General features: G+C 65.7%; 19 protein-coding genes and 1 tRNA gene. 5 read left to right on the top strand and 15 right to left on the bottom strand.

Annotation, left to right across the window (positions count from 1 at the left end):
• Window positions 1–37: 37 nt before the first annotated feature.
• Window positions 38–2,203, bottom strand: coding sequence for a selenide, water dikinase SelD (gene selD / locus BMI91_RS08330; RefSeq protein ID WP_078604633.1), 2,166 nt, complete (start codon window positions 2,201–2,203; stop codon window positions 38–40).
• A 137-nt stretch (window positions 2,204–2,340) separates the two neighbouring features.
• Here selD and BMI91_RS08325 point away from each other — a divergent pair.
• A tRNA-Met gene (locus tag BMI91_RS08325) sits at window positions 2,341–2,417 on the top strand.
• 76 nt (window positions 2,418–2,493) lie between these two features.
• Here BMI91_RS08325 and BMI91_RS08320 read toward each other — a convergent pair.
• The 12 genes from BMI91_RS08320 to BMI91_RS08265 form a co-directional block, all read right to left on the bottom strand.
• Entirely contained in the window at window positions 2,494–4,602 is a 2,109-nt protein-coding gene (locus BMI91_RS08320; protein WP_078604632.1) for an OmpA family protein, read from the bottom strand.
• A 161-nt stretch (window positions 4,603–4,763) separates the two neighbouring features.
• A complete protein-coding gene (locus BMI91_RS08315; protein ID WP_078604631.1) occupies window positions 4,764–6,050 on the bottom strand; it encodes an NAD(P)/FAD-dependent oxidoreductase in 1,287 nt (428 codons plus the stop codon).
• 216 nt (window positions 6,051–6,266) lie between these two features.
• The gene (locus BMI91_RS08310) at window positions 6,267–7,352 is read right to left on the bottom strand and encodes a BMP family ABC transporter substrate-binding protein (protein WP_078604630.1); all 1,086 of its coding nucleotides are present in this window, start codon (window positions 7,350–7,352) and stop codon (window positions 6,267–6,269) included.
• A 55-nt stretch (window positions 7,353–7,407) separates the two neighbouring features.
• On the bottom strand, window positions 7,408–8,340 hold the full coding sequence (locus tag BMI91_RS08305; protein WP_078520378.1) for an ABC transporter permease: 933 nt from the start codon (window positions 8,338–8,340) through the stop codon (window positions 7,408–7,410).
• Complete coding sequence (locus BMI91_RS08300) at window positions 8,337–8,672, bottom strand: hypothetical protein (protein WP_078604629.1); 336 nt, start codon at window positions 8,670–8,672, stop codon at window positions 8,337–8,339. Before BMI91_RS08300 ends, BMI91_RS08305 begins: the two co-directional genes overlap by 4 nt.
• On the bottom strand, window positions 8,669–9,748 hold the full coding sequence (locus BMI91_RS08295; protein WP_078604628.1) for an ABC transporter permease: 1,080 nt from the start codon (window positions 9,746–9,748) through the stop codon (window positions 8,669–8,671). The genes BMI91_RS08300 and BMI91_RS08295 overlap by 4 nt, the downstream gene beginning before the upstream one ends.
• Complete coding sequence (locus BMI91_RS08290; RefSeq protein ID WP_078604627.1) at window positions 9,745–11,259, bottom strand: ABC transporter ATP-binding protein; 1,515 nt, start codon at window positions 11,257–11,259, stop codon at window positions 9,745–9,747. Before BMI91_RS08290 ends, BMI91_RS08295 begins: the two co-directional genes overlap by 4 nt.
• Window positions 11,256–12,191, bottom strand: a complete 936-nt coding sequence (gene xdhC, locus BMI91_RS08285) for a xanthine dehydrogenase accessory protein XdhC (protein WP_078604626.1) — start codon at window positions 12,189–12,191, stop codon at window positions 11,256–11,258. The genes BMI91_RS08290 and xdhC overlap by 4 nt, the downstream gene beginning before the upstream one ends.
• Window positions 12,188–14,467, bottom strand: a complete 2,280-nt coding sequence (gene xdhB, locus BMI91_RS08280; protein WP_078604625.1) for a xanthine dehydrogenase molybdopterin binding subunit — start codon at window positions 14,465–14,467, stop codon at window positions 12,188–12,190. Before xdhB ends, xdhC begins: the two co-directional genes overlap by 4 nt.
• Window positions 14,464–15,834 (bottom strand): xanthine dehydrogenase small subunit, encoded by a 1,371-nt coding sequence (gene xdhA, locus BMI91_RS08275; RefSeq protein ID WP_078604624.1) that lies wholly within the window; start codon window positions 15,832–15,834, stop codon window positions 14,464–14,466. The genes xdhB and xdhA overlap by 4 nt, the downstream gene beginning before the upstream one ends.
• Window positions 15,835–15,990: 156 nt before the next feature.
• Window positions 15,991–16,458, bottom strand: coding sequence for an SRPBCC family protein (locus BMI91_RS08270; RefSeq protein ID WP_078604623.1), 468 nt, complete (start codon window positions 16,456–16,458; stop codon window positions 15,991–15,993).
• Window positions 16,455–16,811: an ArsR/SmtB family transcription factor gene (locus BMI91_RS08265; RefSeq protein WP_078604622.1), complete on the bottom strand. Its 357-nt coding sequence runs from the start codon at window positions 16,809–16,811 to the stop codon at window positions 16,455–16,457. Before BMI91_RS08265 ends, BMI91_RS08270 begins: the two co-directional genes overlap by 4 nt.
• A gap of 102 nt (window positions 16,812–16,913) precedes the next feature.
• On the opposite strand from BMI91_RS08265, the gene dnaE reads away from it, so the two are divergent.
• Window positions 16,914–20,414: a DNA polymerase III subunit alpha gene (gene dnaE / locus BMI91_RS08260; protein ID WP_078604621.1), complete on the top strand. Its 3,501-nt coding sequence runs from the start codon at window positions 16,914–16,916 to the stop codon at window positions 20,412–20,414.
• A 3-nt stretch (window positions 20,415–20,417) separates the two neighbouring features.
• Here the strand turns inward: dnaE and BMI91_RS08255 are convergent, their stop codons facing one another.
• Window positions 20,418–20,843: a hypothetical protein gene (locus BMI91_RS08255; RefSeq protein WP_078548213.1), complete on the bottom strand. Its 426-nt coding sequence runs from the start codon at window positions 20,841–20,843 to the stop codon at window positions 20,418–20,420.
• Window positions 20,843–21,049, bottom strand: coding sequence for a SlyX family protein (locus tag BMI91_RS08250; RefSeq protein ID WP_078541948.1), 207 nt, complete (start codon window positions 21,047–21,049; stop codon window positions 20,843–20,845). Before BMI91_RS08250 ends, BMI91_RS08255 begins: the two co-directional genes overlap by 1 nt.
• A 75-nt stretch (window positions 21,050–21,124) precedes the next feature.
• Here BMI91_RS08250 and hisS point away from each other — a divergent pair, with 75 nt between their 5' ends.
• Genes hisS through hisG form a run of 3 tightly spaced genes read left to right on the top strand, consistent with a single transcriptional unit; the run spans window position 21,125 to window position 24,407 of the window.
• Window positions 21,125–22,627 (top strand): histidine--tRNA ligase, encoded by a 1,503-nt coding sequence (gene hisS / locus BMI91_RS08245; RefSeq protein ID WP_078520369.1) that lies wholly within the window; start codon window positions 21,125–21,127, stop codon window positions 22,625–22,627.
• Window positions 22,627–23,697, top strand: a complete 1,071-nt coding sequence (locus BMI91_RS08240; protein WP_078604620.1) for an ATP phosphoribosyltransferase regulatory subunit — start codon at window positions 22,627–22,629, stop codon at window positions 23,695–23,697. Before hisS ends, BMI91_RS08240 begins: the two co-directional genes overlap by 1 nt.
• Window positions 23,694–24,407 (top strand): ATP phosphoribosyltransferase, encoded by a 714-nt coding sequence (hisG, locus tag BMI91_RS08235; RefSeq protein ID WP_244176591.1) that lies wholly within the window; start codon window positions 23,694–23,696, stop codon window positions 24,405–24,407. The genes BMI91_RS08240 and hisG overlap by 4 nt, the downstream gene beginning before the upstream one ends.
• Window positions 24,408–24,432 lie beyond the last annotated feature (25 nt).

Below are 24,432 nucleotides of genomic sequence, written 5' to 3'. Positions count from 1 at the left end.
CAAAGCGCCCACCCAAGGGTCGGGCGCGACCCTTTTCTCACCGCACCCGCAGGAACGCCGGACCCTCCGCAATCACGCCGATCTGCGTGGCGCGGTAGCCTGCCGCTTCCAGCTTTGCCAGAACCTCCGCAGCCTGCGCCGCGGGCACGCTCGCCAGCAACCCGCCCGAGGTCTGCGGATCGTGCAGCAGCTCCGTTCGCGGGCCCGGCGGCGCGGTCATCCGGCCCGCGCAATTGGCGATGTTTTGCGGCAGAAGCGTCGAGTGCTCGCCTGCCTCGGCCAAAGCCTCGGCCCCATCGAGCAGCGGGATCGCGGCGAGGTTCAGCTCTGCCGAGACGCCCGACGCCTCGCACAGACCCAGCAGATGCCCCGCGAGGCCAAAGCCCGTCACATCCGTCATCGCAGAGGCCACCGGCGCGAGGATCACGGAGGCCTCGGCAGAGCTGCGACCCATGCTCTCCAGCGCGCCTGCCACCACCTCGCCCGGCGCGTGTTTCGCCATCTCGGCGGCGAGGACCACGCCCGTTCCAAGGGGCTTCGTCAGGATCAGCACCTCGCCGGGCGTCGCGCCGTCTTGGCCCAAAGTCCGCTCCGCCAGCCCGGTCACGGTGAAGCCCAGTGTCAGCTCCGCGCCCATCGAGGTATGGCCGCCGATGAGATCGCAGCCCGCGTCGCGGAAAGCCTCGGACGCCGCGCTAAGCATCTCGCGCAGGGCCCGCGCGCCGAGTTCCTCTGATTGGCGGGGCAGGGTGACCTGCGCCAAGGCCGCCTGCGGGGCTGCGCCCATCGCCCAGGCGTCGCTCATCGCATGCAGCGCCACGATCCGGCCCAACAGCCACGGGTCCTCGGTGAAGGCGCGGACGTGATCGGTGGTGAAGACCTGCGTTTGCGTGCCACAAGACAGCACGGCGGCATCGTCGCCCGGACCGCTCAGCACATCGCCGCGCGCGGGCGCGGGCAGATCGGACAGCGCCTCGCGCAGCGCCTGACCGCCGAGCTTCGCGCCGCAGCCGCCGCACATCGGTTTGCTGCCCAGAACGTCTTCGATCCCCTGCGCGTGCTCACGCGGTAGCGGCGGCGGCAGCATCGCGGGCAGGTCGTGGACCTTCGCCATGAACTTGCGGTCGATATGGTCCTTCCAGCGCCACAGCCATGCACCGTTCAACGGCAGGCCCCATTTGTCGGCCACCGCCTGCTTGCCGCCCGTGGAGATCAGCTTCAGATAATCGCGTTGCGGCTGATAGGTCTTCATCGCGCCGCCTGACGCCGCCGCACGCAGGTTGGCGAAGAGCGGCTTCGCTTCGCGCACCGCATAGACGCCCGCCTTGGGGCGCGGCGCGTGGCTGAGATGTGCGATGTCGCCTGCGGCGAAGATCGCGGGGTCGGAGCTTTGCAGCGTCGGGCCGACCGTGACGAAGCCGTCGGTCAGATCGAGCCCGGTCTCGGGCAGCCAGTCGGCGGGTTTCGTGGCGCCTGTGCCGATGATGAAATCGGCCTCCGCCGTGCGGCCGCCTTCCAGCAGGAGCTGCCCTTTTCCCGCGCCGATCAGCGCCGCGTCGGTCTCGATGGTCACGCCAAGCCGCGCGCAGTGCGCCAGCATCGCGTTCCGCGCGCCGGCGCCAAGCGCGCGCAGCGACTCGGGCGCAGCCTCATAGACCGTGACCTGTGCCTGCGGCAGCCGATGCGCGCAGGCCATCGCGAGCTCCACCCCCGCCACGCCGCCGCCGACCACGGCGATCTTTGGCGACACGGGCGGATTGGCTGCGAAAGCGTCCCAGGCATCGGCGAAAGCGTCGAGCGGCTTCGCGGGCGCGACGTGGTCGAGAAAGCCCGGAAGTTGCGGCATCTCGGCCGTGATCCCGATATCGATCGAGGCCACGTCATAGGCGATCGGCGCACGCCCTGGCACTTCGATCAGCCGCCGCGCCCGGTCGAGCCCCGTGGCGCGCCCCAGAACCAGCCGCGCGCCCGCATGCCGCGCGAGCTTCACCAGATCGAGCTGCAGCTCGTCGCGCGTGTAATGCCCCGCGACATGGCCCGGCAGCATTCCCGAATAGGCCGCGGAGGGGGTTGGATTGATCACGGTCAGCCGGACACCCGGCAGCGGGTTCATCCCCCACATCCGAAGCACCAGCGCATGGGTATGTCCGCCCCCGATCAGAACGATATCGCGTGTCAGGGGCAGGGCAGGGGCGGCGTGCATGGTCTCTCCTTTTCCCCTCATGCCTAGCCTTTGCGCGCGGCTTCGCCAATTCCCAATATGCCGCAGCGAAATGGGGGCAAATTTCCCGCAAAACGTCCTTGACTGGACGATCCGCTTTGCCTAGTTAGCCCCCCAGTGGCTAGGTAGCTCAGCTGGTTAGAGCACACGACTCATAATCGTGGGGTCGGGGGTTCAAGTCCCCCCCTCGCCACCACTCCTCCCTCTCTTTCGGGAGACATGCGAAAAGGGCGCCCCGCAGGGCGCCCTTTGCTTTTGTCTCTGGCTCAACCTCAGTTCGAGGCGGTGCGCAGAAGATCGGTGATCCGGCGCACTGCGGCACGGCGGTTGGCTTCCGAGGCGCCTTCGGTCTGCACCTTCAGGTCCTGTTCGCCATAGCCTTGCACCACGAGGTTCTCGGCGGGCACGTCGAAATACTCGCTCAGAGCCAGCGCAACCGATTCCGCGCGACGGTCCGAGAGCGCGAGGTTGTAGGCGGCGCTGCCGACGGCGTCGGTATGGCCTTCCACGAGGAACAGCTCGCGCGGGTTCTCGTCGATGCGCTGCTGGATCGCCTGACCCAGAGCCGAGAGGGCCTGCGCCTGATCGGGCTGGATCGCGGCGGACCCGGTCTCGAAGTTGATGTTCTCGACCGAAATCGCGGGGGCGAGATCACGCACCGGGGTGATGTTGCGCACCTGCGAGAGCGTGAAGGTACGGTCGATGCCGCTCTGACGGGTCAGCGCATCACGGAGCGCTTGCTCGTTGCTGGACGAAACCGTCGCGACGGGCTTGGGCTTGGGAAGCGCCGAGACGTCGACCGGGTCGGCGCCGCGCGCGTCGTCGACCAGCAGGTACTGCGTGCCGTCGGGCTGGACCAGCGTCCGCTTCAGGATCTGGCGCTGGGCGTCATAGACGGTGACGATCTGGCTGCCATCGGGCTTGGTCACGATCGTGCGCGACGAGCCGTCCGCGTAGTCCTGCGTGCGAATCTTCGAGCCGGGCTGACGCAGCAGCGCGTTGTCGTCCTTCACCAGTTGGTAAGAACCATCGGGTTGCTGCACAACGACACGGTCGCCCGAGTTCACGGCCACTTTCGAGCCGTTGTTCAGGATCGCCCCCACGGCGAGCGCACCAAGACCCGAGAGCGCGGCGGTTTCCAGCGTGCTCAGGCGGTCTTTCTTTTTCTTCTTCGACGAGTCGGTCTGCGCGGTGGCCTGCGCTTCTGCGTCGCGCTTGGCGTCGACCGAGGTCGAGAAGTCTTCGGATGCGCTACGCGCGGTCTCTTCGGTCACCGTCTCTTCGGTGGCGTCGGCGGAGTCGGCGCTGTCGGTCGGCGCGTTGAGCGCCTCGTTCTGCACGGCTTCGCCTTCGATCGCGGCTTTCGTATCGGTCAGCGCGTTCTCCAGCAGCTTCGTCGCCTTGGTGGCCGCGGTGTCTTGGCTCGCCTGCTGATCGGTTTCGGCATTTGCGGTCGTGTCCGCGCTGGCCGAGCCGTCCGCGGTCGCGTCGGCATTGGCGGCCTCTTCTGGCTGGATCACCTTCGGTTCGACTTCAGCGCCGGACCCGCCATTGCCTTCCTGCACGACCTGCGTGTCGGAGGTGGTGTCCGTCGAAGCCTCGCCTGCAGGTTTCGCCTCGGGCTCTGCCGTCGCGGTGCTGTCCGCTTGGGCCTCCGAGTTCTGCATCGCGTTTTCGGTGGTGTCGGTCACCGGGGCAGGGGCGTCCTGCGAGGTGGTGTCGGGGCTGAGCGTGCTCGTCGCCTCGGCGTCCGTCTGGCCGTCGGCAGGGGTGGTGGCATCGGTCGAGCCATCAGCCGTTGCGGTGGTCGAGCCATCGGTGTTTGCGGTGGCCGAACCGTCGGTTTCTTCCGGTGCCGCAGCATCGGGCTGTGCGTCGGTCGCAGCGGCTGCGTCGGTCTCGGCAGAGGCATCGGCATTCGCATCGGTATTGGCATCCGTCGTCGCAGCGGCGGCCGCGTCGGCGTTGGTATCGGTGCCCGTGGTCTCGGATTGAGTGGTCACATCCGCGCCGCCTTCGACTGCGGCTTTCGCGCTGGCGTCGGGGGTGTCACCGCTCGCAGCCGGGTCCTGATCGGCGGGCGGGGCTGCGCCTTCGATCGCGGCTTTTGCGGCCTGATCGGCTTCGCTGTCGCTCATCGGCGCGTCGGCATTCGCCGGATCGGTGCCTGCCGCAGCTTCGGCGGAGCCATCGGCATTTGCCGCGTCGGCCTCGCAATCGGCTTTCGCCTTCTCCATCGGGGTGCCATCTGCGACCGCCTTCGCGATGCATTCAGCGGCGGCGGTATTGCTATCCTGGGCAAGCGCACTGAACGGCAGGATCGCCGGGCTCAGCGCGGCAAGGCCGGCAACGAGCGCAGTGGTCGTCTTCAACGTCTTCATGTCGTCTCCCTTTCATGCGGCATCTGGCCGCGTATCGGGGGGGCAAACGTTTCACAGACCTGTGTGTTCCGGCGCTCTGTTGATCGTCGGCAGGAATCAGCACGGGGCGGACCCGCAGGCCCGCCCCGTGATTTGGCAAGAAATATCTGTGCCGGTTGGGCTCAGTGGGTCTTCTTGACCGCTTTCAGTTTGTCGATGCCGAGCATCTTCATCGCGGTCTTCTCGTAGAACGGTTCCGAGGTGCCCTTGCGCAGTTTGCGCATGAAATATTTCTCGAAACCGATCTTGGCGAGGTGGACCCATTTGCCTTGGCTCGACCAGTTGACGTTGCGCGGCGGAAGCTGCGGCTGGGCCACGAAGGCGATGCCGCTGTCGCCGAAATCGGCCAAGCAAATCGCGTTCCAGGTGCCGGTCTCGTCGGGTTCCTGACCACGTACGATGTTGCCGAGGTTATGCGCGGTGGCGGTCACCATCGACTCGATCATGAAGCCGGTTTTCGGCACGCCGCAGGGCACCGGGGTCGGGCCCATGGGCGGGATCGCGATGCCGACGCCGATGCCGAACACGTTCGGGTATTTCGGGTTGCGCTGGTGCTTGTCGATGATGACGAAGCCGCGCGGGTTCACGAGCCCTTCAAGCCCCATGACCGCGGGGATGCCGCGGAAGGGCGGCAGCATCATCGAGTATTTGAACGGCATCTCGTGGGTCGCCTTGACGGAGCCGTCATCGGCGATCTCTTCGACATGCATCACGCCGTCTTCGACCTTCTTCACGCGGCTCGAGGTCATCCACTTCATGTGCTTGTCGCGCATCGCGCCTTCGAGAAGACCCTTGGTGTCGCCGACGCCGTCCAGGCCGAGATGGCCGACATAAGGCTCGGAGGTGACGAAGGTGATCGGCACCTGATCGCGGATCTTCGCCCGGCGCAGCGCGGTATCGAGGATGAAGGCGAATTCATAGGCTGGGCCGAAGCAGGATGCACCCTGCACCGCGCCCACGATGATCGGGCCGGGGTCTTCGCAGAAGCGCTTGAAGGCGGTGCCGGCATCCTCGGCGTGATCGACATGGCAGACCGAGTGGGTGAAGCCGTCGGGCCCGAGCCCTTCGATCTCGTCGAAGGCGAGTTCCGGGCCGGTGGCGAGCACGATGTAATCGTAGGAAACCTCGCGGCCATCCTCCAGCTCGACCTTGTTGTCATCGGGGTGAAGGCGCTTTGCCGCGACCGGGATGAACTTGATGTTCTTCTTCTTCATCGTCGGTTCGAGATCGACGGTGATGTCCTTGCGGTCGCGCCAGCCGACGGCGACCCAAGGGTTGGAGGGCACGAAGTGGTACTTCGGGTCCTTGGTAATGACGGTGATTTCGTCTTCCTTGCGGACTTGGTCACGCAATTCATAAGCCATGATGGCGCCGCCAAGACCTGCGCCCAGCACCACGATATGTGCCATTTTGTTCCCTCCCGTTACCCGGTCATCAACTTGTCACGTCTAACTCGATAGATGCAATTGTTTGAATGTGTCAAGAAGACCCGCCTTTCAAATCCTGCGACGAATCAGCCTGTGGAACAAGTCTGACGCTAACGTGAAGTGAAAAGACACTTGCGAAACAACGAAAAAGGGCCGGCGCGCGGCCGACCCTTTCCCATTCGCATCAGTAGGACTGACTTACTTCGGCGGTTCTGCCGTGATCCCCTCGACGTAGAAGGTCATCGAGTGAAGCTGATCGTCGGTCGCCATTTCGCCATCGGCGAGGAAGGCCGTACCGTCCTGCTTGTTCAGCGGGCCGGTGAAGGGATGGACCTTGCCCGAGCCGATATCGTCCTTGAGCTGCAGCGCCTCTTTCTTGACGTCGTCCGGCACGGCCGAGGAGATCTCGCCGATCTCCACCATGCCGCTGTCGATGCCGCCCCAGGTGGCTTCCGACTTCCACGAGCCGTCCATGACCGCACCGACGCGCTCGATGTAATAGGGCGCCCAGTTGTCGATGGTCGACGCGACGCGCGGCATCGGCGCGAAGCTCGACATATCCGAGGCCTGACCGAAGGTGATGACGTTGCCCGCTTCCTGAGCTTTCGCCTGCGGCGCGGTCGAGTCGGTGTGCTGCAGCAGCACGTCCACACCATCCGCGATCAGGGCTGCGGCCGCGTCAGCCTCTTTCGCCGGATCGAACCAGGTGTAGGCCCAGACCACTTTCATCTCGATATCCGGGTTCACCTTCTTCGCGGCCAGATAGGCGGCGTTGATGCCCTGATAGACCTCGGGGATCGGGAAGGAACCGATATAGCCGATTTTGTTGGTCTTGGTCATGCGACCGCCGATCGTGCCCTGAATGGCGCGACCCTGATAGAACTTGGCGTCGTAGGTGGCGACGTTGTCCGCGAGCTTGTAGCCGGTGGCGTGCTCGAATTTCACGTCGGGGAATTTTTTGGCGACGTTCATCACCGCGTCCATGTAGCCGAACGAGGTCGCGAAGATCAGCTTGTTGCCGTCCAGCGCCAGCTGGGTCAGCGCGCGCTCGGCATCGGGGCCTTCCGGCACGTTCTCGATGAACGAGGTCTTCACCTTGTCGCCGTACTTTTCTTCGATCGCCTGACGACCTTGGTCGTGCTGGTAGGACCAGCCCATGTCGCCGACGGGGCCGACATAGATGAAGCCGATTTTCAGCGGCTCGTCAGCGGCGAAAGCCGGGACGCCGACGCCCGCGACGACAGCCGTGGCGGCGGTGGTTTTCAAAAAGGATCTGCGGTTCATCGCGTTACTCCAAGTTGGGTGGCGGGCCTCTTGATGGGGCCCTTCGAGAGATGCCTCAGCTCGAGGCGTGGAAAGACTTGCCGAGGCTGGCAGGGGCGGCCTGCACGCCGTGGCGGTGAATGGCGGACAGGATGACCAGCACCACGATGGTGATGACATAAGGGGCCATCGAGAGGATATGCACCGGGATCGCGTAGCCTGCGGCCTGCAATTGCAGCTGCAGCGCGGTGATGCCGCCGAAGAGATAAGCGCCCAGCAGCACCCGCCACGGGCGCCAGCTTGCGAAGACCACGATGGCCAGAGCGATCCAGCCCGCGCCTGCGGTCATGCCTTCGGTCCATTGCGGCACGCGCACGAGGCTGAGATATGCGCCACCCAGACCGGCCAGCGCCCCGCCGAAGGCCAGCGCGGCAAAGCGCACGGCGACGACGCGGTATCCCAGCGCGTGGGCGGCATCATGGCTCTCGCCCACCGCGCGCAGGATCAGCCCGGCGCGGGTGGAGCGCAGCACGTACCAGACCACCGCGACGAGGATCAGCGAGAGATAGACGATCCAGTCATGCGAGAAGAGGATACGGCCCAGCACCGGAATATCCGAGAGCGGCCCGAAATCGATCTTGGCGGTCGGCGGCGGGCGCACGCCCTCGTAGCCCTTGCCGATCAGCGCGCTCAGGCCCAGCCCGAACAGCGTCAGCGCGAGACCTGTCGCGACCTGGTTCGACAGCAGCTTCTGCGTCAGGAAGGCAAAGAGCGTCGCCAGCAAAGCACCGGCGATCGCGCCCATCAGAAAGCCCAGAACCGGGCTTCCGGTGGCGACGGCGGCGGCGAAGCCTGCAACCGCGCCCATGATCATCATCCCCTCGACGCCGAGGTTGAGCACGCCCGATTTCTCGGCGACCAGTTCGCCGGTCGCGGCCAGCAGGACCGGGGTCGATGCGCCCATCAGCGTCGCGGTCAGGGTGATGATATCGATGCCGCCCACGATCATAGTGCGCCTCCATGTCCCCAGAACAGAACCGGCCCCCAGGCCAGATAGCCGCCGACGAGGCCGACGACGAGTCCGGCCACAGAGGCGTAACGCTCGCGTCCATGCAGGGTGGGGCGGCGGGGCTCTTCGCTGTCGGGGCGCGCGCCGATGCGGTAGATCACCGCCCGCGAGGCTCCCAGCGCCAGCTCGAACACCACCATCATCACCACGCCGATCACGACGAAGGCCCAGAACGCCTGCGCTACCGCGAGCAGGTAGTACAGGCCAAGCCCCATGACGACGCCGCCAAGGAAGATGATCAACAGGCGCAGCGAGGGGAGTTTGCGCATCATGCCGCGACCCTCCCGAAGCGGATGCGGAAATTGGTCAGCACGTCGAAGGCCAGCAGGAAGAACAGCAGCATCCCCTGGAAGACCTGGATCGCCGCCGAGGGCAGGCCGAGCATCAGCTGCGCCATGTCGCCGCCGATATAGGTCAGCGCCATCAGGAGCCCCGCCAGCAGGATGCCGATCGGATGCAGGCGGCCAAGGAAGGCCACGATGATCGCGGTGAAGCCGTAGCCCACGTTGAAGCTGTCGGTGATCTGACCCGAGGGGCCGGAGACTTCGAACATGCCCGCAAGCCCTGCGAACGCGCCGCCCATGCCAAGCCCGAGCATCACCAGCCGCGCCGGGATCACGCCGGCGAAGCGCGCAGCCCGCGGAGCCTCGCCCGCGACACGGATGCGGAAACCGGTGATATGGCGGTGCATCAGCCCATAGGAGAAGATCACCGCGATCAGTGCCGCGACGACGCCCCAATGCATCCCCGTGCCCTCGATCAGCTCGTGATTGAAGGCCGAGGGGTAGTCTTGCAGGTTGCGCGAGCCGGGAAAGCCGAAGCCTTCAGGGTTCTTGAGCGGGCCGAAAGCCATATAGGCCAGCAGGTTCTCGGCCACGTAGACCAGCATCAGCGAGACGAGAATTTCCGAGGTGCCGAACAGCACCTTCAGCACCGCCGGGATCATCGCCCAGAGGAAGCCGCCAAGCGCGCCCAGCACGATCATCGCCGGGAACAGCCAGTGGCTTTCCGCCGGGTACATCTTCAGCGCCAGCCATGCCGAGAACAGCGCGCCCATGATGTATTGCCCTTCGGCGCCGATATTCCAGATGCCCGCGCGAAAGCCCACGGCGAGCCCGCAGGCGATCAGGATCAGCGGCCCGGCCTTGACCAGAAGCTGGCCGCGGAAATAGCTGGCATTGCCGCCGAACAGCGGGTCCCAGAAGATCACGCGGATCGCTTCGACCGGGTGCTTGCCCAGTATCGCGAAGAGGATGCCGCCCGCGATCATGGTAGCGATCACGGCGAGGAGCGGGGTCGCGTAGGACCAGAATTGCGACGGGGTGGGGCGCCGGACGAGGGTGATCATACCGCGGCCTCCTGCATCCCGTGCGCTCCGCCCAGCATCATGCCGATCTCTTCGATCGTTAGCCCTTGGGTCGGGCGCGAGGCGCTCAGTCGGCCTTCGTTCAGCGCCGAGAAGCGGTCGGAGATTTCCATAAGCTCATCGAGGTCCTGGCTGATCGCGATCACCGCAGCGCCTTTCGCGGCGAGATCGAGGAGCGCCTGCCGGATCGACGCGGCGGCGGCGGCATCCACGCCCCATGTCGGCTGGTTTACCACCAGCACGGCGGGGTTTTGCAGCACCTCGCGGCCGATCACGTATTTCTGCAGATTGCCGCCCGAGAGCGCGCGGGCCGCGACATGCGAACCCGGCGTGCGCACGTCGAAGGCCTGAATGATCTCATCGGCGAAGGTCTTCGCCGCGCCCTGATCGACAAATCCGTTGCGGGTCAGCGGTTTGCGCATCGTGCCGGTGAGGATCGCGTTCTCGGTCAGGCTCATCGCGGGGACGGCGGCATGGCCTAGCCGTTCCTCTGGCGCGGCCAGCAGCCCCTTCGCGCGGCGGCCGTTCGGCCCGAGCCCCGAGATATCTTCGCCCATCAGGCTGACCGTGCCGGGGGCGGAGGGCCGCTCGCCCGACAGGGTCGCCAGCAATTCTTCCTGACCGTTGCCCGCGACGCCGCCGATGCCCAGCACTTCGCCCGCGCGCAGCTCGAGGCTCAGATCCTTCAGCGAAGGGCCGAACTGCGACAGCGGTGCGAGCGACAGGCCCGAGACTTTCAGCACGACATCGCCCAGCTTGCGCTCGGCCCGGTCGGTGACTTTCAGCTCCGCGCCGACCATCAGCTCGGCCAGCTCTCGCGCGGTCTTCTCGCGCGGGTTGCAGCTCGCCACCACCTTGCCCGCGCGCAGGATCGTCGCGCCTTCACAAAGCGTGCGGATCTCTTCGAGCTTGTGGCTGATATAGAGGATCGCAGTGCCCTCGGCGGAGAGCTTGCGCAGGGTGTGGAACAGGATCTCCACCTCCTGCGGCGTCAGAACGGAGGTCGGCTCGTCCATGATCAGAAGCTTGGGGTCCTGCAGCAGGCAGCGCACGATCTCGACGCGCTGACGCTCGCCCGCGGAAAGGTCTCCCACCAGTCGCGCGGGGTCCAGCGGCAGGCCATAAGCGGTGGAAATCTCGCGGATACGCTTGGCAAGCTGGCGCATCGGCGGCGGGTTTTCCATGCCGAGCGCCACGTTCTCGGCGACGTTGAGGGCCTCGAAAAGCGAGAAATGCTGGAACACCATCGCGACGCCTGCCGCGCGTGCGGCGCGCGGATCGGCAGGCGCGAAGGATTGGCCCGCGAAGTGCATCGTGCCGGAATCGGGCTTCACCAGCCCGTAGATCATTTTCACCAGCGTCGACTTGCCGGCGCCGTTTTCGCCCAGCAGGGCGTGGACCTCGCCCGGACGCACCGAGAAGCCGACGCCGTCATTGGCCACGACCCCAGGATAGGCTTTTGTCAGCCCTTCGATCTTGAGCAGCTCCGTCACCCGGCGCGTTTCCCTTTCCCCGTTGCCGCCCCCGCGGCATTCAGCTCTTTCACTAGCCCGGTCGCTACCCCAAGGGCAATGGCTTGAGGATGCTTCCCCAAGGTCGGATCGCCTATCGGGCAGGCAATGCGCGAAATTTGTGCATCCGAATGACCGAGCGCGGCGAGACGCTTGCGGAAGCGGACCCATTTGCTGTCCGACCCGATCAGGCCGAGCCCGCCGAAGCCATGGGCGAGCAGCCGGTGGCAAAGCTCCAGATCGAGAGAATGTGAATAGGTCAGCACGAAGTGGCGGGCATCAGTGGGCGCGAGGGTGACCAGATCGGCCGGGTTCTCGGCGATTAGTGGCGTGACGCCCTCGGGGATGATGTCGGGAAACCGCTCCGCCCCGCTATCGGCCCAGGATAGGGCAAGGCCGGGCAGGGGGGACAGCGCCCCGATCAGCGCGCGCCCGACATGGCCTGCCCCCCAGACCCAGATCGGGGCGGGCGGCGGCGCGACGCGTTCGATCAGCCAGTTCTCCACCAGCAGCGGCGGCGTCTCGCCGCGATCGCGGGCGCGGGCCAGCGCGCGGGTGACGGCGAGCGGCTCCGGCGCGCCCGGCGTCAGAGGACGGGCGTGCCAGTCGCCGGTGATCTGCGCGACGGTGGTCTGGTCCATTCGCTCGTAGCCCAGCACCACGGCCCCGCCGCAGCATTGGTTCATTGCGGGGCCAAGCGGGATTTTCTCGATCCCCGTCAGCCCGCCCCGCGCCTTCGTAATGGCAGAGAATTCCAGCGCGCCGCCGCCGATCGTGCCTTCTACATGATCCGCCCAGACCAGCATCTCCGCGCCGTCTTCGCGCGGGGTGGAGCCTTGGGCGCGCGCGACCACGACGCGGGTGAAGGGGCCGCGGTCTGCCGCGCGGGCGAGGGCTGCGGGATCGAGGCTCATGCGTCCCCCCTTGCCCGGTGCACGGCAGCCAGAACCGCCTCGGGCGTGGCGGGCGCCTGCAGATCGGGCCAGTTCGGGCCGCAGGATTTGCACGCGTCCTGCAGCGCGAGGAAGGCCGAGATCGCCAGCATGAAAGGCGGCTCGCCCACCGCCTTGGAGCGATAGATCGTGTCCTCGCGGTTCGGCTCGTCCCAGAGTGCGACGTTGAAAACGCGCGGGCGGTCCGAGCAGGCGGGGATCTTGTAGGTCGAAGGCGCATGGGTGCGCAGACGCCCCTTGTCGTCCCAGACCAGTTCCTCGGTCGTCAGCCAGCCCGCGCCCTGCACGTAGCCGCCTTCGATCTGGCCGATGTCGATGGCCGGGTTCAGCGAGGCGCCGGCATCATGCAGGATGTCGGTGCGCAGGATAAGGTTCTCTCCGGTCAGCGTGTCGATCACCACCTCGGTCACCGCCGCGCCATAGGCGAAGTAGAAGAACGGGCGGCCCTGACCCTTGATCCGGTCCCAGCTGATTTTCGGCGTGGCGTAGAAGCCCGTCGACGACAGCGATACCCGCGCCTCGTAAGCGAGCTTCACCAGCTTCGCGAAGGGCAGGGCATGATCGTCCGCGCGCACCTCGCCATTGGCAAACGTCACGTCTTCCACCGCGGCGCCCGCGCTTTCGGCCATGAAACCCGCCAGCCGTGCCTTGATCGTCTCGCAGGCGGCCTTGACCGCCATGCCGTTCAGATCGGCCCCGGAGGAGGCCGCAGTGGCGGAGGTGTTGGGCACCTTGTCGGTGGCCGTCGCGGTGATGCGCACATCCTCATCCGTCACGCCGAAGACCGAGGCCGCGACCTGACAGACCTTGCGATGCAGGCCCTGACCCATCTCGGTCCCGCCGTGGTTCAGCTGGATCGAGCCGTCGGCATAGACATGCACCAGCGCACCCGCCTGGTTCAGCTGGGTCAGCGTGAAGGAGATGCCGAACTTCACCGGCGTCAGCGAGATGCCGCGCTTCAGGGTGGTATTCGCAACGTTCCACTCGGCCACGCGGGCCTTGCGGGCCGCGAACTTGGCGGATTGCTCCAAACGTTCGGTGATCTCGGGCAGGATGAAATCCTCGACCGGCTGGCCGTAATGCGTGCTCTGCCCGCCCTCGGGGTCGTAGTAGTTGCGCTTGCGCAGATCGAGCGGGTCGAGCCCCATCACATGGGCGAGGTGATCGAGCGCGGCTTCCGTGCCGATCATGCCCTGCGGGCCGCCGAAGCCCCGGAAGGCCGTCGCGCTTTGGGTATTGGTGCGCAGCCGGTGGCTCTCGATCTTCACATTCGGCAGGTAGTAAGAGCTATCCGTATGCAGCATCGCGCGGTCGCAGACCGGCAGGCTCAGGTCCGGCGACCAGCCGCAGCGGGCGAGATGGGTGAACTCGGCCGCGACGATCTTGCCCTCGGCATCTGCGCCGAGCCGATACTTGATCCGGAAATCATGGCGCTTGCCGGTGATGACCATGTCGTCATCGCGGTCGTAGCGCATCTTGCAGGGCCGCCCGGTGGCTCGCGCGACCACGGCGCAGGCGATGGCGAGCGCGTTGCCCTGGCTTTCCTTGCCGCCGAAACCGCCGCCCATCCGGCGCATCTCCACGCGGACGTCATGCATCGCGCAGCCAAGCGCGTCGGCCACCTTGTGCTGGACCTCGGACGGGTGCTGCGAGGAGCACCGGATCACCATCCCCTGATCGTCGGGCAGCGCGAGGGCGGCCTGACCTTCGAGGTAGAAATGCTCCTGCCCGCCCATGTCGAAACTGCCTTCGACGATATGCTCGGCCTGCGCGAAGCCTTTGCCGGTATCGCCGCGCGCCCAGGTGACCGGGCCGCCTTCAAAATGGCTGTTCGCGTCGAGCGCCTCATCGACCGTCAGGATCGCCGGGCGGGGCGTGTAGTCGATCTTCGCCAGCCGTGCGGCCTTGCGCGCCGCATGATGGCTGGACGCCGCGACCACGAAGATCGGCTGGCCGACGAAATGCACGACCCCCTCGGCCAGAACCGGTTCGGGCTCGGGCGCGGGCGAGGCATTGTTGGCAAACGGCATGTCCTTGGCCGTCAGCACCGCGACCACCCCCGGGGCGCTCCGCACCGCACTCAGATCGAGCGAGGCGATCTCGGCATGGGCTTCGGTCGAGAGGCCGAAAGCGAGGTGCAACGTGTTGCCGGGGCAGGGGATGTCATCGACGTAGCGCGCCGCGCCGGTGACGTGCAACTGCGCGGAATCGTGGGGTTTCTTGGTGCCGACGCTCATGGTTGTACCTCCAGAATGGAGAGGGTGCCTTGGGCATTGCGGACGTATCGGATCAGCATCGCCTTGGCGGCCTCCATCCGGTAGGCATCCGAGGCGCGCATGTCGGTGAGCGGCGTGAAGTCCTGCTCCAACGCGGGCAGGGCGGCCGTGATCGCCTCTTCGGTGAAGGGTTGACCTTCCAGCGCGCCCTCCAGTGCCGCGGCGCGTTTCGGGATACCCGCCATGCCGCCAAAGGCGATACGCGGCGCGCCGATCTTGTCGCCATCGCGCGGGATATTCAGCGCGCCGCAGACGGCCGAAATGTCCTGATCGAAGCGTTTCGACAGTTTGTAACAGGCCAGATCGGGCGCGGATTTCGGGAAGCTGACGCTTTCGACGAATTCGCCGGGTGCGCGGTCCTGTTTGCCGTAGTCGAGGAAGAAGCTCTCCAGCGGAATCGTGCGGCGCGCATCTCCCTTGCGCAGCGTCAGCTCCGCGCCCATCGCGATCAGGACGGGCGGGCTGTCGCCGATGGGCGAGCCGTTCGCGATATTGCCGCCGATAGTCGCCGCCTGTCTGACCTGTTCGGAGGCGAAACGGCGCAGCAATTCGGCAAAGCTTGGGAGCGTGTCGCGGATCGCCTCGCGCAACGCGGCCAAGGTGACGCCCGCGCCGACGATATAGCGGTCGTCGGTTTCCTCGATGGTCTGCAGGTCCGTGCAGTTGTTGAGGAAGGCGACCTCTTTCAGCTCGCGCAGCTGCTTCGTGACCCAGAGCCCCACATCGGTCGCGCCGGCGATCAACGTGGCGTCTGGATGGGCGAGATACCAATCCGCCAGTGCATCCGCGCTGTCGGGCAGGAAGACATGATCGGCTATAGGCGCGACCTCTGCCAGATCGGGCAGCGTGTCGTGCATCCATGCAGGCACCGGTGCATCCTGCGCCGCCTCGGCGGCACGGATAATCGGCGCGTATCCGGTGCAGCGGCACAGGTTGCCCGCCAGCAGATCGTCGTGATCGTGGCGCCCGTTCAGATGCCCCGCCGCCATCGACGCGATGAAACCGGGCGTGCAGAAGCCGCATTGCGAGCCGTGATGATCGACCATCGCCTGCTGAACGGGGTGCAATTCACCCTTCGGCCCGGCGACGCCCTCGACGGTGCGCAGCGCGCGGCCGTGCAGATGGGGCATCATCATCAGGCAGGCATTGAGCGGTTTGGCGCCCTCCGCGTCGGTCACGATGACCGAGCAGGCCCCGCAATCGCCCTCGTTGCAGCCCTCCTTGGTGCCGGTCAGCCCCTCGGCGCGCAGCCAGTCGAGCACAGATTGCGTCGGATCGGTAAGTGCCACCGTCCGGGTTTCTCCATTGAGAAGAAACGTGATCTCCATACGAAAAATCCGCCGCCTTACCAGTCGTCCCTGCGGTCCCCCTCGATGCGGCGTAGAACGGGACCGGCCCAGCAAAGCCGATGCAGGCAGGCTTTGGCAAGGGATTCGCGGCTGCGCGTTGCCCGAAACTTGATCCGGTGATCAAGAATTGGGCGTTCAGCCGCGCTCAATGGCTTCAGCGATCTCGGCCATCTGCCTCGCGACGGTGCCCCAACCTTCATGGAAGCCCATCTCCTCGTGGCGTTTGACGCTTTCCGCGCTGGCATGCCGGGCGATGACATTGTATTCGCAGCCTTCCTCAGTCTCGATGAAGTTCAGATCTGCGGTGAAAAAGGGTTGTGCCGAAGGACGGAAATCGGCGCTTAGGCAATCGGTGAAGACGAGCCGCTTTGCCGGTTCGACGATCAGGTAACAGCCCTCGGATTCGATCTCGCCGTATTCTTCGAAGACCATCTTCGTGTAGAACGCGCCGCCTGGGCGGACGTCGAGCTTGGCGTCGACCGTCCTGCCGGGTTTCGGAGCGAAGAACTGTTTCAGCAACTCTGGTTCGGTCCAGCAGCGATAGACCGTGGCGGGGCTGGCGGCCACGCGCCGGGTCAGAGTCAGGTCGAGTTCGGTTGTCATTGCGCATCTCCCTTCGTGTCATGCTCCAAGGCCTCTGCCAGCGTATCGAGCCGGTCGAGGCGGTCCTCCCATTGCCGGCGCAAGGTGGCCAGCCAGTCTTCGGCGGCGCGGACCGGCAGCGCCTCGATCCTCGCCATGCGCACGCGACCGCGCTTCTCGGTCACGATCAGCCCGCCGTTTTCCAGCACCCTCAGGTGGCGCAGAAAACTGGGCAGCGCCATCTGATGCGGCGCATGCAGGTCGGAGACCGAAGCGGGCCCCTGCGTCAGCCGCTCCAGCACCGCGCGGCGGGTCGGGTCGGCCATGGCGGCGAAATAGCGGTCGAGTGCCTGTGTGTCGAAATGCTTAGCCATGTGGCTAACTGTTTGCGCATTGCCGATTCGAGTCAATGGTTAGTCTGATCGCTAAGTTTTTCCTGCTTTCTGCAACGCGCCCGACCCGCTAAATCTGGTGGCATGACCAGCCCCCGATTCATTCATCTGCGCGTCCATACCGAGTATTCCCTGCTCGAAGGCGCCGTGCCCGCCAAGAAACTCGTGAAGATGTGCGAGTCGGCGAAGATGCCCGCCGTCGCCGTGACCGACACGAACAACATGTTCGCGGCGCTCGAGTTTTCCGTGACCGCGACGGGGGCGGGGCTGCAGCCGATCGTCGGCTGTCAGGTCTCGTTGGAGTTCGATCCGGCCAAGCCGGGCGAGCGTCCGCGCCTGCCTGCTCCGATCGTTCTGCTGGCCCAGACCGAGCGCGGCTACGAGAACCTGATGAAGCTCAACTCGTGCCTCTATCTCGACAAGCACGGGGCGCTGGTTCAGGTCACGCTTGAGGAGCTGGAGCGTTATTCCGAGGGGCTGATCTGCCTTTCGGGCGGCCCAGACGGCCCCGTCGGGCGGCTGATCCGGAATGGCGCGAAGGACCGCGCGAAGGCGCTGTTGCAGCAACTTGCCGGGATCTTCCCGAACCGGCTCTATGTCGAATTGCAGCGTCACCCGGGCGAGGGCGGCACGCTGACCGAGGCCGAGATCGCGACCGAGCGGCCCTTCGTCGAATGGGCCTATGAGCTGGGTCTGCCGCTGGTCGCCACGAACGACGTCTATTTCCCGAAGCCCGCGATCTACGAGGCCCATGACGCGATGATTTGTATCGCGGAAGGCGCCTATGTCGACCAGATCGAACCGCGCCGGCGTCTGACCCCGCAGCACTATTTCAAATCCGAAGGCGAGATGGTCGCGCTTTTCGCCGATCTGCCCGAAGCGGTGGAGAACACCGTCGAGATCGCGAAACGCTGCGCTTTCTCGACCTATAAGCGCGCGCCGATCTTGCCGAAATTCGCCGATGACGAGGTGGTGGAACTGCGGCGTCAGGCCTGGGACGGGTTGCGCAACCGTCTTGACGTGATCCCGCATGCAGCACCCGTCGAGGATTACGAGAAACGCCTGCAATTCGAGCTCGACATCATCGAGCAGATGGGCTTCCCGGGCTACTTCCTGATCGTTGCCGACTTCATCAAATGGGCCAAGGATCATGACATTCCGGTCGGGCCGGGGCGGGGCTCGGGTGCGGGTTCGCTCGTGGCTTACGCGCTGACCATTACTGACCTTGATCCGCTGCGCTATTCGCTGCTGTTCGAACGCTTCCTCAACCCCGAACGTGTCTCGATGCCGGACTTCGACATCGACTTCTGCATGGATCGTCGCGAGGAGGTGATCCAATATGTTCAGAATAAATACGGGCGCGAAAAGGTGGGCCAGATCATCACCTTCGGCGCGCTTCTGTCCAAGGCCGCCGTGCGCGACGTGGGCCGGGTCTTGCAGATGTCCTACGGGCAGGTCGACAAGCTCTCGAAGCTGATCCCGGTCGAGGGCGTGAAGCCCGTCAGCATCGAGAAGGCGCTGGCCGACGAGCCGCGTCTGCGCGAGGCGGCTCGCAACGAGGAGGTCGTGGCACGGCTTCTCGATTACGCGAAGGCGATCGAAGGGCTGCTTCGGAACGCTTCGACCCACGCGGCGGGCGTCGTGATCGGCGACCGTCCGATCGACGAGCTGGTACCGCTCTATCAGGATCCGCGCTCGGACATGCCCGCGACCCAGTTCAACATGAAATGGGTCGAGCAGGCGGGTCTGGTGAAGTTCGACTTCCTCGGTCTGAAGACGCTGACCGTGATCCGCTCGGCGATGGAGCTGATTTTCAAATCCGGCCGTCCGCTGCATGTCGATGCCGCGGGCAATCAGCTTTACGAGCCTGCCGAGGGCGCGGAGAACCATATCAACGCGATCCCGCTGGATGACGAGAAGACCTACAAGCTCTACGCCGACGCCAAGACGGTCGCGGTGTTCCAGGTGGAATCGGAGGGCATGAAATCGGCGCTGCGCCAGATGAAGCCCACCTGTATCGAGGACATCGTCGCGCTCGTGGCGCTCTATCGTCCCGGTCCGATGGAGAATATCCCGACCTATTGCGAGGTAAAGAACGGGCTCAAGAAGATCACCTCGGTCCACCCGACCATCGACCATATCCTTGAAGAGACGCAGGGCATCATCGTCTATCAGGAGCAGGTGATGCAGATCGCGCAGGTCATGGGGGGCTACTCGCTTGGCGGCGCAGACCTTCTCCGTCGCGCGATGGGTAAGAAGATCAAGGAGGCGATGGATGCCGAGCGCCCGAAATTCGAGGCGGGCGCGGCCAAGAACGGAGTCGACAAGAAGAAGGCCTCCGAGGTGTTCGACCTTCTGGAGAAATTCGCGAACTACGGCTTCAACAAATCCCACGCGGCGGCCTATGCGGTGGTGTCCTATTACACCGGCTGGCTGAAGGCGAACCACGCGGTCGAGTTCATGGGCGGCGTGATGAATTGCGATATTCATCTGACCGACAAGCTCGCGATCTATGCCGACGAGGTGCAGAAGAAGCTCGGGATCGAGATCATTCCGCCCTGCGTGAACCGCTCGCTTTCGACCTTCGACGTGGTCGATCAGAAACTGGTCTATGCGCTCGGCGCGCTGAAGAACGTCGGCGCGGACGCGATGCAGATGATCGTGACCGCACGCGGCGAAGAACCGTTCAAGGACCTGTTCGATTTCGCGCGGCGCGTGGACATGAAGCGGGTGGGCAAGCGCCCGCTGGAGATGCTGGCGCGGGCAGGGGCCTTCGATCTGCTCGATCCGAACCGCAAGCGCGTCTTCGAGTCGCTGGAATCGCTGATGGCGTGGTCGGGCGCGGTGATCGAGGCGCGCGAGTCGGCGCAGGTGTCGCTGTTCGGCGAGGCGGGCGACGATCTGCCGCCGCCGCGTCTGGCCGATACCGACGACTGGCTGCCGGGCGAACGTCTGGCCGAAGAACACAAGGCCATCGGCTTCTACCTGTCGGGTCACCCGATCGAGGATTACCTGCCCGCGCTCAAGCGCAAGAAGGTGCTGAGCTGGGAAGAGGTGCAGCAAAAGGCCGTGGGCGGTCCTTTCGTGACCAAGATCGCGGGCGAGGTCGCCTCGGTGCGCGAGAAGAAATCCGCCAAGGGCAACCGCTTCGCCTTCGTCGCGCTGTCGGATGCGTCGGGGCCCTATGAGGTCGCCTTCTGGTCGGAGGCGCTGGAGGCCTGCCGCGACGTGCTGGAAACCGGCAACCTTCTGGTGCTGACCGTGAAGGTCGAGGTGGATGGCGAGTCGGTGCGTATGGTCGCCACTTCGGCCCAGACCGTGGAGAAGGCGACGGCCGATGCGGGCTCGTCGGGGCTTCTGGTGCATATCGACAACAATGACGCGGTCGCCTCGGTCGCGAGCCTCGTCGAGCGGGTCGCCCGCGAAGGGAAGGTCCATTCGCGCGGCCCGATCAGCTTCATGGTCTATGACAATGAGCGCGGCTGCCGCTACCAGATCACCGCGATGCCCGAGGCGCCGGTCAACGCACAGGTGAAAGGCGCGCTGCGCTCCTTGCGCGGGGTGAGCGAGGTCGAAGAGGTTTGAGCCTCACAGGCTGCGCGCCACCCATGCCAGCCTCAGCGTTATCGCGGCGGCAAGGGCGGTGGCGAACTCGCCCCACCGCAGCAGCGCCAAGCCGCGCAGCAGATCGGGCTCGTTGATCCCGTCGCGTACCGCACCGGAGATCATCCCCATCTCCAGCCACGCCGCCGCGCCCAGCACGGCAGTTGCCAGAAAACTCACTGAGACCAAAATCATCGCCTGTCGATGGCTGCGCAGCCGCCAGATCAGCCCGCACATCAGCGGCACGGCGAAGAACACCTGCATCGCGAGGATGCCGCTGCCCTGCCACAGCTCGAACCGGTCGAGTGTCGAACGAAGGTCGATGCCCGGGGGCCAGATCAGCAAAGCAGTGTAGATGAGCGCTTGGGCGCTCACGAAAACCCCGTTCAGCCCCCAGAGCGCCGCATCCATTACCAGTGCGGCGGTTTCTGATCGGCCAGAGGAATCGCGCTGCCGCTGTCATATTCGCGCTCGGCCTCGCGCTCCATCAGCAGGCCCAGATGGCGCTCCAGCCGTTCGATCTGGCGGGCTTGCGCGACGATGACATCGGACAGCTCGTCCACCGTTTGCGTCAGATAGGCGATCTGTTCTTCCGCCCGTTCCAGCCGTTCCTGCATCTGCCGTTCCTATTGCTTGCCGGGGCCAGCCCCTTGGGCTACACCCTCGCGCGAGATTAGATCAGGTGCAAGCCGATGGCGAAACAGAAAAAGCAGCCCCGTCCCAAGGCAGAGGCCCCGAAGGGCTTCCGCGATTATTTCGGGACGGAGGTGACCGAGCGGGCCGATATGCTGGCGAAGATCGCAGAGGTCTATCGCACGCATGGCTTCGAGGCGCTTGAAACTTCGGCTATCGAGACGGTCGAGGCGCTGGGCAAATACCTCCCCGATGTGGACCGCCCGAATGCGGGCGTCTTCGCGTGGCAGGAGGAAGATGACGGCAAGTGGCTGGCGCTGCGCTACGACATGACGGCGCCGCTGGCCCGGGTCGCGGCGCAATATCGCAACGATCTGCCGACTCCCTATCGCCGCTTCACGATGGGCCCCGTCTGGCGCAACGAAAAGCCCGGTCCGGGCCGGTTCCGCCAGTTCTATCAATGCGATGCCGATACCGTGGGCGCGCCGTCCGTGGCCGCCGATGCCGAGATTTGCGGGATGCTTTCGGATGCGTTGGAGGCGGTCGGCATTCCGCGCGGCGATTACGTCGTGCGGGTGAACAACCGCAAGGTTCTGAACGGCGTGATGGAAGTCGCGGGCGTTCTCGACCCGGCCGATCCGGCCAAGTTCGAGGAAGAGCGCGGCATCGTCCTGCGCGCCATCGACAAGTTCGACAAGTTCGGCGAGGAGGGCGTGCGCCTTCTGATGGGCGAGGGGCGTCTGGACGACTCCGGCGACTTCACCAAAGGTGCGGGGCTGTCCGAAGCACAGGCCGATACGGTCATGGGCTTCATGGAGGCCAAGCGCGAAGACAACGCCGCCACCGTCGCGCGGCTGCGCGAGTTGGTCGAAGGCTCGGCGCTCGGTGCGGAAGGCGTGGATGAACTCGAGCAGATCGCCTCGCTTCTCGACGCGCAGGGCTACGGCCCCGACCGCATCGTCATCGACCCCTCGGTTGTGCGCGGCCTGGGCTATTACACCGGCCCGGTTTTCGAGGCCGAGCTGACCTTCGAGATCACCGACGAGAAGGGCCGCCCGCGCCAATTCGGCTCGGTCGCAGGCGGCGGGCGCTATGACGATCTGGTCAAGCGCTTCACCGGTCAGGTCGTGCCGGCCACCGGCGTCTCGATCGGCGTCGACCGTCTTCTGGCTGCGCTTCGCGCCAAGGGCCGCATTGGCGGTTCTGCGCAGGGCCCGGTCGTCGTGACCGTGATGGATCGCGACCGGATGGCCGAATACATGGCGCTGGCCTCCACACTGCGCGGGGCAGGGCTGCGCGCTGAGGTCTATCTGGGCAACCCGAAGAACTTCGGCAACCAGTTGAAATACGCCGACAAACGCGAGAGCCCCGTGGCGATCATCCAAGGCTCGGACGAGGCCGAACGCGGTGTCGTCCAGATCAAGGATCTGATCCTTGGTGCGAAGATCGCGCAGGACGCGACGGTTGAAGAATGGAAATCCCAACCGGCGCAATTCGAGGTTCCGACCGGGGAAATGGTCGCAAAAGTGCAAGAGATCCTTGCGCGCTACGAGGCCGAGTGATGGCGGACAAGGCGCAAGCGCGGGGACAGGCAGGCCGTCTGCTGGAGCTATTCCTCGCCGCCGGTGCGGTCGAGGTCACGCCTGACATCCTGCAACCCGCCGAGGCGCTTCTCGACCTCTATGGCGAGGATATTCGCGCCCGCGCCTATGTCACCGCCGACCCGCTGCGCGGCGAGATGATGCTGCGCCCGGACTTCACCGTGCCGGTCGTGCAGGAGCATATGGCCAATGGCGCCGAACCTGCGCGCTACGCTTACGCGGGCGAGGTGTTCCGCCGTCAGGATCATCGCGGCGCGGCACGCGCCCATGAGTATTTTCAGGCCGGGTTCGAGATTTTCGACCGCGCCGATCCCGAAGCCGCGGATGCTGAGGTCTTCGCGCTGTTCGCGGGGCTTCTTGCCAAGCTGACCCTGTCCGCCACGATCGGCGATATGGGCCTACTGCGCGCGGCCGTCGACGGGCTCGATACGCTGCCCGAACGCAAAGCCGCGCTCGCCCGTCACATCTGGCGCCCCAAGCGGTTCCAGCATCTGCTTGCGCGCTATTCGGGGCAGGTCGAGGTGCCGAAAGCCCGCGCCGATCTGCTGACGGGCCAACGCTCCGGCGCGCCGTGGATCGGGCTTCGCTCGCGCGAGGAGATGGAGGCGCGGATCGCCACGCTCGCCGCCGATGCCGCTGCCGCGCCGATCCCGACCGATGCGGTCGCCGCGATGGGCAAGCTGGCTGAATTGCGCTGTGCCGCCGATCAGGCGCCTGCCGCCCTGCGCGCGCTGAACATCGCTGCCATCGAACCCGCCATCGCGCGGCTCGAAAAGCGCCTCGACGCGCTCGCCACGCGCGGTATCGACCTCTCCGCGATCACTTTCGACGCGAGCCACGGGCGCTCGACGATGGAATATTACGACGGCTTCGTCTTCACCTTCACCGCCGCCGATCCGGCGCTGCCGCCGGTCGCCTCCGGCGGGCGCTATGACGCGCTGACCCGGCAACTGGGGCAGGGGCGCGAAATCCCCGCCGTGGGCGGCGTGATCCGTGCGGGGCTGATGTCCGATCTGGAGGCGCAAGCATGAGCGAGGCCATGATCAAACTCGGCGTGCCCTCCAAAGGGCGTCTGATGGAGAAGACCTTCGACTGGTTTGCGCAAGCGGGCATCACGCTCAAGCGCACCGGGTCGGAGCGCGAATATGCGGGCGCGGTCGAAGGGGCCGAGGGCGTGCAGCTCGTACTGCTGTCGGCCGGAGAAATCCCGCGCGAACTGGCCGCGGGACGTATCCATCTGGGCGTCACCGGCTCCGATCTCGTGCGCGAGAAGCTCGCCGACTGGGAAAGCCAGGTCGCCGATCTCGCGCCGATGGGCTTCGGCCATGCCGATCTGATCATCGCGGTGCCGGCCTGCTGGTCGGATGTGGACAGCCTCGAAGACCTCGACGCCGCAGCCCACCGCTTCCGCGCCACCCACGGCTTCCGCCTGCGGATCGCCACGAAATACCACCGCCTCGTGCGCGAATTCCTGACCCGCGAGGGTGTCGCCGACTGGCAGCTTGTCGACAGCCAGGGCGCGACCGAGGGCACGATCGCGAACCTCACCGCCGAGGCCGTGGCCGACATCACTTCGAGCGGCGAGACGCTGCGCGCGAACCACCTGAAGATCCTTTCCGACGGGCTGATCCACCAGTCTCAGGCGACGCTGTTTGCGTCGCGCGCCGCCGACTGGTCGGGGCAGGAAAGCCGCCTTGCGGGTCTCGCGCAGCAGCTCGGACTGCCCGCGCCAACGCTCTGATCTTCCTCTTGGTCGAAATATCCCA

The sequence above is a fragment of the Thioclava sediminum genome (assembly GCF_002020355.1).
Lineage (GTDB): Bacteria > Pseudomonadota > Alphaproteobacteria > Rhodobacterales > Rhodobacteraceae > Thioclava > Thioclava sediminum.
Note: the sequence above shows the minus strand (reverse complement) of the source record. Positions and strands in the feature narration are given on the sequence as shown.